Origin of the sequence: Zhenhengia sp. (assembly GCF_046966505.1) — a bacterium.
Taxonomy (GTDB): domain Bacteria; phylum Bacillota; class Clostridia; order Lachnospirales; family Cellulosilyticaceae; genus Zhenhengia; species Zhenhengia yiwuensis.
In genome coordinates, this window is sequence record NZ_JBKVCH010000010.1 from 105157 (window position 1) to 117224 (window position 12068).

Genomic DNA, 12068 nt, shown 5'->3' on the forward strand with positions numbered 1-12068 from the left:
ATAGAATAAAAAAGATAGAGGTTGCGGGATTTAAAAGTAAGTTTGTGGAGTTTGAGCAAACAGTGAAACAAACCTAAAGGAAAGACCGCCGAAACCTATAGCTGAAAGCTTTAAGGCTATAGAGTTGGGGTTATGTAGAATATGCATAACACTGTCATAAAGTTATTTATGATGAGCTATCACGATAGATATATTTTATTATTTTTAAATTGGGTTATAAGTAGAGTTCGATTAAAAATATATTATTAGATAAAAAGTCTTGAGTGATGAGCTTCACTCAAGACTTTTTTTATGGACTAATATAAGATAGGAAGTGAGAAGAATGAATCGAACAAAATCAAATAAAGAAGTCGCCCAAAAAAGAGGTGGAGGATTTAAAGTACCACATACGCTGGTAATTATAAGTGCAATCATATTACTTGTTGCAGTGGCTACATACTTAGTACCAGGTGGTGCTTATGAAAAAATAGTAAATGAAGCAGGCAAAACAGTAGTTGTAGATGGTTCATTTAAGTATGTAGAGAGCAAGCCACAAGGTGTATTTGATGTTTTACAAGCGCCTATTCAAGGGATTATAGAAGGTGCTGAAATTATAGCATTTTTATTTATAGTAGGTGGTGCTTTTAATATTATTACAAAAACAAAGGCAATAGACTTTGGTATAATGCGTATCGTAAATGTATTTAAAGGGAAAGAAATTTTCATTATCCCAATTATATTTTTTATGTTTTCTTTAGGCGGGGCAGTATTTGGTATGACAGAAGAGGCTATACCTTTTATTGCAATGATGATCCCCCTTACTTTAGTATTAGGGTACGATAGTATAGTAGCAGTGGCTATTACATACTTAGCATGTAATACAGGATTTGCAGCAGCCATGCTTAACCCGTTTAATGTAGGTATTGCTCAGTCCATAGCAGAAATACCAATGTATTCAGGAATAGAGTATAGAACGCTTATATGGCTTGTATCAACACTAGTAGCCATAGGATTTATTATGATTTATGCTAATAAAATCAAGAAAAATCCTAAATTAAGCCCTGTTTATGAAAGTGATCAGAAAAAGCGTCAAAACTTAACAGATTTTGAAAGTCAAGATGATCAGTTCTTGTTATCTCATAAAATCATCCTTTTATTAATTGCACTATGTATGGGTACCATTGTATGGGGCGTATTAGCTAAGGGGTTCTGGATTCCACAAATTGCAGCAGTATTTTTAGTAACAGGATTATTAGCCGGGATAGTAGGAAAGTTAAGTTTAGATGAAATGGCAGATGCTTTTATACTAGGTGCAAAAGACATGATAGGTGCTGCAATTATGCTAGGTTTTGCAAGAAGTATCGTCATACTCGCTGAAAATGCTGGGATCATAGATACTATCTTATTCCACTTAGCACAAGTTCTAGGAAGTATCTCAGGAATGCTTGCATCTTATTTAATGTTACCAGTACAAATGTTTATCAATTTCTTCATTAGTTCAGGTTCAGGACAAGCAGCATTAACAATGCCAATACTTGCACCATTAGGAGATTTAATAGGCATATCGCGTCAGTTAACTGTATTAATATTCCAGTTAGGGGATGGCTTCTCAAATGCAATGTTCCCAACATCAGGAATACTTATAGCTTGCATAGGTGTTGCAGGTATTCCTTATGCGAAATGGCTCAAATGGATACTTCCATTACAAGGTATACTATTTGCATTAGGGATAGCCTTTATCACAATAGCTCAGGTTATTGGATGGAGCTAATGACACAAAGGAGAAATTTATATGAAAGAAATATTATTTAACGAAGGACAAAAAATAAAAGATAGATTAGCAGAGCTTAGTGAATATATATATCATAATCCAGAACTAGGAAATCAAGAGTTTAAAGCAGTAGAAATATTAACTTCATTTTTAGAAGAGCATCACTTTACTGTAGAAAGAGAATTTTTAAATATAAAAACAGCCTTTAGAGCAACTTTTGATAGTAAAAAAGAAGGACCAACAATAGGGTACTTATGCGAATATGATGCTTTACCAGAAATAGGCCATGGGTGTGGTCATAATATGATAGGTCCAATGTCAGCGGGAGCAGGCGTTCTTTTAAGTAAAATATTAGATGAAGTTGGAGGCCGTATCATCGTATATGGTACTCCAGCTGAAGAAACGGATGGCGCCAAAGTTATATTGGCTGAAAATGGTGTATTTGATGAATTAGATGTAGCTATGATGGCTCATCCAGCAAGTGAAACCATTAGAAGCGGAGATACCATAGCACTTTATCCCTTACAATTTACATATAAAGGGAAAACAGCTCATGCAGCAGCCAGTCCTCATGAAGGAATAAATGCTTTAAATAGTGTGATTCAGTTGTTTAATGGGATAGATGCCCTCCGTCAACACGTTACACCTGATGTTAGAATGCATGGGATCATAACAAGTGGTGGTGTAGCAGCAAATATAGTACCAGACGAAGCTGTTGCTCAGTTTTATTTTAGAGCAGCAACAAAAGAAACATTAGAAGATGTAGTAGAAAAGGTTAAAAAAATAGCAGAAGGGGCAGCTCTTATGACAGGAGCAACCCTTAGTATGGAAAGGTATGAATTGCCTTATGATAACTTAGTAACCAATGAAAATTTATCAGAGGCATTTAACGAAAACTTAAGAATGCTTGGTATCACAGAAATTAAAGAGAAAAAATCTGCTGGATCAAGTGATATAGGTAATGTAAGTCATATTACACCAACAATTCATCCTTATATAGGTATTTCAGATTGTTATATAACAGGACATAGTAGAGCATTAGCAGATGCTACCATAACACCACTTGGTCATGAAAGGCTATTAGTTGGAACATTAGCCTTAGCCTATACAGGATATGATGTTTTAATGAAAAAGGTAAACTTATAATAAAGTATATAAAATATAACTTTATACAATAAAAGCCAACCTAAGTACGCCTTCCCCCCTGGAAATACGGGCGAGACTTAGGTTGGCTTTTAAGTTGTGGCAAGATTTTTGACATAAGGGATTAAGCAGGTGTTCAATAGGCAAGGCGGCTATACATACTAAGAAGTGAGGAGGTAGTACGTAGCGTTGGTGTGCGTTGTCAGGGCCTATAGGTGAAAGGGATGCCACTACATGTATCACTGCAAGTTCCTGAGATGGCTAACCTAAGCTGGGTATGACCTTTTGGCTTGTTAGTAGGTTAAGACTTATATGCAATTGAACGTGGCTTAATCAAGAATTGTCAAGCGTGTTTCTCTTCTACGGAGTTGCCACCACTAAGTAGAAGGACCTAAGAAAAAGTTTAGTATTTTTAGGGGGGGAGCTAAAAAGTTCTAAACTTTTCTTAGTAGTACAGATGAACTTACTTATCTAGAATGGTAGGGAGATCTGTACGTGTTTTAAAACTTATACTTTATTTATACACTATTCATGTTTTAAAAGGAAGTAAAATATTTAGAATAGTTAATTTTCGGTAGGGTTACTAAATCATACAATAAAATTAAGTAGAAAAAGCCCATAGTAATTTTCGTTTTAGATCTTCCACATTAAGAAAGTGAATATGCTAAATTAGAATAACCTTTTAATATGAGTAAAAAAATGGTAAAGTATGAGATGAAAAAAAGAAAGTTTAATTGTGGAGTAATATTTGTATGAAAAGAATAACTTTAAAAGATATCGTGATGATCATACAGAGAACATTAGATTCTATGGATGATAGATTGGAAGGGCATGGAGAAAAGGTTGCATATATAATGTACAAGCTATTAAAATGCCATGGTGGATATAGCGATGAAGAAATATTAAGGATAATTACATTAACTGTGTTCCATGATATAGGGGTATATAAGGTAGAGGAAAGGAATCATATTGTTGCTATTGACTTAGAGATTCCAATGAACCATTCTGTATATGGATATTTATTTATAAAGTATTTTTCACCTTTATCAGATTTAGCCAAGATCGTATTAGGACATCATTTGTATCCTAAAGATTTTAGTCATTCAGCAGAAATAAAGATTCCTAAAGAAGCACTTCTATTAAATTTAGCGGATAGTATTGCAGTTTTACAGTTGCGTTTTAATAAAATAGACCCTATGTGGATATTAAATAAAAATAGTAATTATATACTTGAAGAGCATAAAGAATTATTTAAAAAGGCATGTGATGAATATGATTTACTCGAAAAAATAGAAGGTGATACCTATTTAAGTGAGTTATATGAGATACTTGAAAAAAGAGAATTATCAAGAGAAGAAATCATTTCATATGCAAGGATGTTAAATTATGCAATAGATTTTAGAAGTGAGTCTACCATATTACATACTATAACCGTGGAAGAAATAAGTTGGCAAATATGTAAAATGATGGGATTAGATGATTATAAGTCAACAATAATTAAGGTAGCATCTATGCTTCATGATATAGGGAAAATATCAATTCCAATAAATATATTAGAGAAGAAGGGAAGTCTTACTAAGGAAGAATTTGAAGTCATGAAAAGTCATGCGCTCGTTGTATATAAGATTTTAAGTAATATGGGAATAGATGATATACGAGATATAGCAGCCTTACATCATGAGAAGTTAAATGGAACAGGATATCCATTTGGCTTAAGAGATGATCAAATATCAAAGGAAGTGAGAATCGTAGCAGTTGCAGATATATTAAGCGCTTTGATAGGAAAGAGAAGCTATAAGGATGAGTTTTCAAAAGATCAAGTTCTATCAATATTATCAAATATGGTATCCAATTATGAGATAGATAAGGATATATGTCATTTAGTAATTGAAAATTACGATTATATTAAAGAAAGAGTTAAAGCCAATACGAAAGATACAATAGATTTATATAATAATTTAATGAATGAGTACGAAACAATGTTAAAATATTTTGATAAAATAAGTTTTGTTCTTAAGTAGAATAAGACTTTTATTTGTGTTTACTCTAAAGAAAGATAGAATCCTTTTATATGGCTATTGTAAACTCGGTTATTTCTGTCAGAAGATTTAAGAAAGTTGTAAGTATGAAAGAGCACATTTATGTGAAGTATCCGTTTGTAGATTATGCTTCTTTAAATATGGAACTTTTAAAGAAAATACAACTTTACACAATAAAAGCCAACCTAAGTACGCCTTTCCTCTAGAAATATGGGCGAGGCTTAGGTTGGCTTTTAAGTTGTGGCAAGATTTTTGACATAAGGGATTAAGTAGGTATGCCCTTGTAAAGAACTGGCTGGTTTTGAAAGAATAAGTTTAGCACCTTCTTAACTGTAAGAGTTATAAAAATTATAGTATAATAAAATATAAATAATAAAATATAGATAAATTATAAACAAAATATAAATAATATAATTAATATAAATGGTGAACAAGATGACAGAGAATCGAATTAGAACAAATATGTTGTATGTCAATACTATAAAACCGCACTTTCAGGCAGAGGATGTAGAGATTATTCTTGTGCTTAAAGGAACTATTACTATTCAAAAAGTAGAGCGAACAATACAAGTAGGAGAAGGAGAGTTTACTTTTATTAATCGTAATATTGTGCATAGCATAGAGAGTGAAGGGGCCTATATTATTTCAACAAAAATTCGTGTGTCTCGATTCAGACATATATTTGGCAAGATAGAATATGTAGATTTTCTCAATAATGATGAATTATTGCCAATAGATAGACCATTAAAAAACAGCTTGAATGAGAACGTCGTTCAATTACTTATTAATCAATATTGCTTTGAAAATAATTTATATGAAATGGTTGGACCAGAAGCCAAGCTCTTTAATGAAGAGTGTTTAGTAAATATGTTATTTACTTCCTATCAGTTGATTACGCATTTAAAACAAGAAGAAGAATATCCAACAGAGAAATTACAAATGCGCTATTATTCTGTAGTGGAATATGTGATGAATCATAGTCATCAAAAGATTGTCGTAGAAGATATTTTAAAAGAGTTATATATGAATGCGACTTACTTTTCTCAGTTTATGAAAAAAGTCGGTGGAATTGGGTTTAAAGATTTTGTACAGTATCGAAAATTAATTATCATTCAGCAGTATTTATTAGAGCAGCAAGTGCCTATGACTGAAATAGCTAACCGAGTGGGCATTTATGATATGAAGTCCTTTTATAATACTTTTAAAAGGTATTTTAATCAACGCCCTAAGACATGGAGAGAAGAGGCTTGTCAGCGAGAGGACTCTTATAGAATTGAATTTCAAAAAGATGTTTTGGAGAAATTTATTGAAAGACATCATATTAATTGTTACCAAGAAACAACTACCAGTAGATTATATAAACACTTACTTCAAGTTAAGCAAAGAAGCCCTCTTAGCTTAGAAGGCGTTGAGATTATACTCAATCTCTGTAAGGATATGGAGGAGCAATTCAATTCTCGTTATTATGTCTATGAATACCTTAATGACTTGATTCATGAAGCGTATAAATCCAAAGCTATTTTACATATGCTTCACCCTTATCAGTATTTGGAGGATAAAGAGAGAGAGCAGCTTTTTATGAACGTGATTGGATTTAGTGTTTTAAAATTAGGTACAGGTAAAACAAAAACACTCAAAATTTCGCTTGTAGTAAAAGATGAAATAGAATTTTTACAAGCCTATAGATTAAAACAGAAAATTGAACAAAGTGTAGGAAATTTGAACATTAACATCGTAATGGATATGTTAATATAGATAAAATAATTTCTTTATATACCTTTTTTTTATAATTATTTCATACAATAATCTAAAATTTTACTATTATAAATTGGTTAGAAGAATTATATAATAGGTTTATGTGATAAAAATTTAACAAAATATTTTAGATTGGATATGAAAGGTCGTAGGAATATGGAAAAACAAATTAAAGCATCATATGTTCATTTTATCATTGGTTTTGCAATTATGATTCTATTTCGTTTTATTCCATTAGGTGTATTACCAAATGTAACAGAAATAGGATTACAAGTTATAGGTATATTTATAGGAACGCTTTATCTATGGACAACTATTGAGCCTACCGTTGCAAGTCTTGTAAGTATCTTTATGCTGGCAATGAGTGATTTTGCTCCAGCAGGAGATGTATTAGCTAATTGTTTTGGTAATCCAACCGTTGTGCAAATGTTATTCTTAATGATTTTTATGGGTGGTTTAACCAATAGAAAATTTACAGTATACATTGCGCGCTGGATTATGACTAGGAAATTTATGGAAGGAAGACCTTGGGTATTTACTTTCGTGATGATGTTAGGCGCCTATTTAATGTCTGTATTTATTGGGGTATTTGCTCCTATATTTTTATTCTGGCCTATTTTATATGGTATATTTGAAGAAGTGGGATATAAGAAAACAGATGCCTATCCAAAATTATTAGTAATAGGTATTGTTATAGCAGCATTAATTGGTTTCCCAGTCCCACCGTATATGTCAAATGCACTTGCTTTACTCGGAAACTACAAAGGTTTATTAGCAAACTTCCCAACAATAACTGAAGGAATTCTCATTTCTGATGCCACTTATTTTATGGTTTGTTTTAGTTTAGGATTAATTTTAATTATATCTGTAGTCTTTGTTATGAAATTTATTTTCCACCCAGACGTAGAGCCTATGAAGAAAATTAATATTGAGATGTTAAGAAAAAATCCATTACCTCCAATGTCTAAAGCACAAAAAGTATATGGTATTTTCCTAGGCGTTTTCATTTTCTGTATGTTAATCCCAAGTTTATTGCCAAATGCACCTATTTTAGGATTTATTAATAAAAATTCTTTAGTTGTACCTATCGTGTTAGTAGGCATTTTAAGTTTGATTCAATTTGAAGATGGACCTGTGTTACGTTTTAATGAAGTAATGGGTAAAGATTTTGCTTGGCCTACATACTTCTTATGTACATCTGCAATCTTGATTGGTGGTGTATTAACGAATGAAGCAACAGGTGTAACACCATTCTTAAATACTGTTTTAACACCAATCTTTAATGGAATGTCAGGTGTTATGTTTACAATTGTTTTATTAATGCTAGCAATTATATTAACGAATGTATGTAACTCTTTAGTAATCGGAATGATTTTACAGCCAGTTATATTAACTTATTGTGCAAATTCGGGTGTTAGTCCAGCGCCTATTATTACGTTACTTATCTTTGCTGTACTCTCAACAGCAGCTTGTACACCATCAGCATCTCCACTCGCAGCTATGTTATTTGGAAATAAAGACTATCTAACTTCTGGAGATGTGTATAAGTATACAGGGGTAATCCTTGTTGTAGAAATAATCGTTATTTTGGTAATAGGTGTACCTTTTGCAAATCTATTCTTCTAATAATAAAAAATGCAATAAGAGTTAAAGCGATAAAAAAATAATTTCTAATAGTAGAGGAGCGATTGTAATGGCAGTAGAATACAAAAAAATTGAACACTGGATTCCACTTCAAACAAAAGCAGAAAAAGAAATGTTAGCAGAATTTGAAGCTGGGAACTATACAGTAGAAAACCCACTTGTAAAATATAATGCATATCTTATTAACCCATTATCAGCAGTAGTATTATTCCGTACAGAAGAAGAAGTAGCTGTAACAGTTTGTGTTAAAGGAAAAACAAAGGCAGCTGATATTGTACATACTTTTCCAAAAGCAAAAACACATATTTTACCAGTACTAGGGCTCTATAGCAATTATAATAATACAGTAGAAATCACACCTTATAGAGGTAAGACAACAACGATTCACATTAAAGTAGAAAATGTTGTTGATCAAAGTATTATTGAATACGTACAAACTACACCAGAATATTTCCAAGATAATATCATGATTCTTTGCCCAGCAAGTACTGACAAAACAGTAGGTGTTGACTATGCTGGAGATATTCGTTGGCACTTAACAACTCTTTGTGTCTTTGACTTAAAACGTTTAAAAAATGGTAATTTATTATTTGGAACAGATCGCCTTATTAAAATGCCATACTATATGTCTGGCTTATATGAAATGTCTCCAACAGGAAAAATTTATAAAGAGTACCGTATTCCTGGAGCGTACCACCATGATCAATTTGAAATGCCAGATGGTAACCTATTATGCTTAACTGAAGATTTAACAAGTGAAACAGTAGAAGATATGTGTGTGTTAGTAGATAGACAAACAGGTGAAATCTTAAAAACTTGGGATTACAGCAAATGCTTAACACCTGGAGAAGGAAAAGGTTTATCCTATACAGATGAAGACTGGTTCCATAACAATGCAGTTTGGTATGATGAAAAAACTCACTCTTTAACATTTTCAGGCCGTCATGTTGATGCCATGATTAATATAGATTATGAGAGTGGTGAACTTAACTGGATTATAGGTGACCCAGAAACTTGGCCAGAACATATGCAAAAATATTTCTTTAAACCAATTGGCAATAACTTTGAATGGCAATATGAGCAGCACGCTTGTGTTATTACTCCAAATGGAGATGTAATGTGCTTTGATAATCATCATAATGCGACTAAAGTGGAAGAAAGAAAAGTACCTGCATATAATAACTACTCTAGAGGGGTAAGATATAGAATTAATACTGAAGATATGACCATTGAGCAAGTATGGCAATATGGTAAAGAAAGAGGAGCAGAATTCTTCTCACCTTATATCTGTAATGTGGAATATTATAATGAAGGACACTATATGGTGCATTCTGGAGGAATTGCTTATGATAAAGATGGTAAGCCGTCAGAAGCACTAGGCGCGTTTGCTATAATGGCAGGTGGCTCTCAATCTTCCGTTACAGTTGAACTCGTTAATGATACAAAGATGTATGAAATGAAAGTACATGGTAATTTCTATCGTGCTGAAAAAATGAAATTATACAGTGAGGGCAACAATTTAGAAATGGGTGAAGGTACTATTCTAGGTTATTTAAGTGAAACCAAAGAGTTTGAGACAGGCATTCCAGCAGAAGCTTGTGGACAGCTCTTACCAGAAACATGTAATGCAAGAGTTGAAGAGGAATTTGACAAATTTACATTCTTCTGCCGCTTTATGAAAGGGGACCTTGCTATGATGCTCTTAGAACAAGGAGATGAAGTACATCGATATTACATTTCTACAACTGCTGTTCCATCTAAAGCAATGTGCTGTGGTTCTTTCTTAGATACAGATGATAGAAATACTAGAACTTGTGTAACCAAAACAGGTTTAAAAGGTACTTATGATATTCGTGTGATTATTGAAGATAAAAAATATGAAACAGGTATTCAAATTACTTGTTAGGATAGGATAACTCATGTAAAGCAGATCTAGAATGAAATAAGACTCTAGGTCTGCTTTGCGTTGATATAAAATAAGAAAAGATGAGGTGTAAATGATGCAAGAACAAATCAAAATTCCATGTAAGAGTAATGCTGATTTAGTCTTAAAAGCCATTCCAGGACATTTTTCAAGTGACAGATTCCATATTAATTACTATATCGATATGACATTTTTAAAAATGCGTCAAAAAGAAGCTAAATTAGTGGCCCAGGTTATGGCAGAGCAATATGTAAGAAAAGTAAAATTAGATACAAATATAATGGGCCTAGAACCGAGTTGGAAGTCAATGAGTGAGCTTGGAGCCACTAAAACACCTATAGATACGATTATTTGTATGGATGGTTGTGAGGTTATTGGTGCTTATTTAGCAGAAGAACTCAGTATAGGAGGTTTCCCATCTAATAATAAGCACAATTCGTTCTACGTTATTACTCCGGAGTTTGATAAGAGTGGACAGATGGTGGTTAATAAAAATATTAAACCTATGATTTATGGGAAAAATGTACTCATTGTATTGGCGACAGCAATGAGTGGTGGAACCATTTCTAAGGCTATTCGAACAATTTTAGCATATGGTGGAAAAGTGACAGGCTTATCTGTTATTTTCGCCAATATAGATAAAGTGGATGAATACCCTGTAAATGCTATATTTACAAAGAATGATTTACCAAACTTTAAATTATCTAGCCCAGATATGTGTGAGGATTGTAAAGCGAAGAAACCATTGGATGCTATAGTCAATTCCTATGGATTACAGATTCTTGAGGATTAAGAGGGAGAGATTAAAGAGGCTTGTGCCCGTTAGTAGGGGGCAAGCCTCTTTTTAATGTAAGGTTAATAGAGAGGTTATGGGCGTAATCTTTATAGAGCAAGATAGGAGAATAAAAAGACAATATAGTGTATTATAAATTTTTGTATTTAGATGTAGAATATTACCTATGAATAGCAAAGAAAATTGTATAAATTTACTATTTTAAATAACATAGGAGGGTAAAGATGGCACAAGATGAACAAGTAGTAGAACAAGGTGTACATACTTATAGTAAAGTTGATCACTATGTCCCACCTGTAGAACCTAAAGTTGTACAGCATTTAGAGTGGTTTCAAGATCAAAAGTTAGCACTGATGATGCATTGGGGGCCTTACTCACAGTTAGGATTAGTAGAATCTTGGGCATTAAGTGACCAAGATGCAGAGTGGTCTAGACATGGTGTGGATTGGGGCGTAACCAACAAAGAGTTTAAGGAGCAGTATAAAAATTTAAATAAAACCTTTAATCCTATTCGTTTTCAACCCGATGAATGGGCGAAGTTAGCTAAAGAGGGTGGATTTAAATATTTAATTTTTACAACGAAGCATCATGATGGTTTTTGTATGTGGGATACGCAGTATTCAGACTATAAAATTACAGGGGAGGATTGTCCATTCCATACACACCATTATGCAGATATTTGTGGACATTTATTTGAAGCTTTTAGAAGACAGGGGATAGGTATTGTGGCTTACTTTTCAAAAGCAGACTGGCATGTACCATCTTACTGGGCACCTCATATGGAGCGAGGGGATTTCACTTGGAGGGGGCCTTCTTATAAGCCTGAAGAGCATAAAGACCTTTGGGAAGAATTTGTACAGTTTACCCATAATCAGCTTTTAGAGCTTTGTACACGTTATGGCAAGATTGATGTGCTCTGGTTTGACGCCGGCTGGGTATGTGAACAAAGCGGACAAGATATTCGCCTAGGTGAGGCAGTGGATAAGGTTCGTAAGATTCAGCCATGGATTATATCTGCTG

General features: G+C 33.1%; 8 protein-coding genes and 1 riboswitch. All 8 genes read left to right on the forward strand.

Annotated features, from left to right (window positions below; all coding sequences use genetic code 11):
* Positions 1-7 precede the first annotated feature (7 nt).
* Positions 8-187: riboswitch (Lysine riboswitch) on the forward strand.
* A gap of 135 nt (positions 188-322) precedes the next feature.
* Entirely contained in the window at positions 323-1750 is a 1428-nt protein-coding gene (locus tag ACLTBU_RS12005) for a YfcC family protein (protein ID WP_412219076.1), read from the forward strand.
* 21 nt (positions 1751-1771) lie between these two features.
* Positions 1772-2896: a M20 family metallopeptidase gene (locus ACLTBU_RS12010; RefSeq protein WP_412219078.1), complete on the forward strand. Its 1125-nt coding sequence runs from the start codon at positions 1772-1774 to the stop codon at positions 2894-2896.
* Positions 2897-3645: 749 nt separating this feature from the next.
* A complete protein-coding gene (locus ACLTBU_RS12015; RefSeq protein ID WP_412219079.1) occupies positions 3646-4914 on the forward strand; it encodes an HD domain-containing phosphohydrolase in 1269 nt (422 codons plus the stop codon).
* Between the two features lie 453 nt (positions 4915-5367).
* Positions 5368-6687 (forward strand): helix-turn-helix domain-containing protein, encoded by a 1320-nt coding sequence (locus tag ACLTBU_RS12020; RefSeq protein ID WP_412219081.1) that lies wholly within the window; start codon positions 5368-5370, stop codon positions 6685-6687.
* Positions 6688-6843: 156 nt separating this feature from the next.
* Complete coding sequence (locus ACLTBU_RS12025; RefSeq protein ID WP_412219082.1) at positions 6844-8313, forward strand: SLC13 family permease; 1470 nt, start codon at positions 6844-6846, stop codon at positions 8311-8313.
* Between the two features lie 67 nt (positions 8314-8380).
* Positions 8381-10237, forward strand: coding sequence for an aryl-sulfate sulfotransferase (locus ACLTBU_RS12030; RefSeq protein WP_412219083.1), 1857 nt, complete (start codon positions 8381-8383; stop codon positions 10235-10237).
* Between the two features lie 91 nt (positions 10238-10328).
* Entirely contained in the window at positions 10329-11048 is a 720-nt protein-coding gene (locus tag ACLTBU_RS12035; protein ID WP_249332217.1) for a phosphoribosyltransferase, read from the forward strand.
* Positions 11049-11272: 224 nt separating this feature from the next.
* A partial coding sequence (locus ACLTBU_RS12040) for an alpha-L-fucosidase (protein ID WP_412219084.1) occupies positions 11273-12068 on the forward strand: 796 nt, incomplete at its 3' end.

Coding starts and splice junctions, on each gene's coding strand:
- ACLTBU_RS12005 (WP_412219076.1), top strand. CDS start 323: ATGAATCGAACAAAATCAAATAAAGAAGTCGCCCAAAAAAGAGGTGGA.
- ACLTBU_RS12010 (WP_412219078.1), top strand. CDS start 1,772: ATGAAAGAAATATTATTTAACGAAGGACAAAAAATAAAAGATAGATTA.
- ACLTBU_RS12015 (WP_412219079.1), top strand. CDS start 3,646: ATGAAAAGAATAACTTTAAAAGATATCGTGATGATCATACAGAGAACA.
- ACLTBU_RS12020 (WP_412219081.1), top strand. CDS start 5,368: ATGACAGAGAATCGAATTAGAACAAATATGTTGTATGTCAATACTATA.
- ACLTBU_RS12025 (WP_412219082.1), top strand. CDS start 6,844: ATGGAAAAACAAATTAAAGCATCATATGTTCATTTTATCATTGGTTTT.
- ACLTBU_RS12030 (WP_412219083.1), top strand. CDS start 8,381: ATGGCAGTAGAATACAAAAAAATTGAACACTGGATTCCACTTCAAACA.
- ACLTBU_RS12035 (WP_249332217.1), top strand. CDS start 10,329: ATGATGCAAGAACAAATCAAAATTCCATGTAAGAGTAATGCTGATTTA.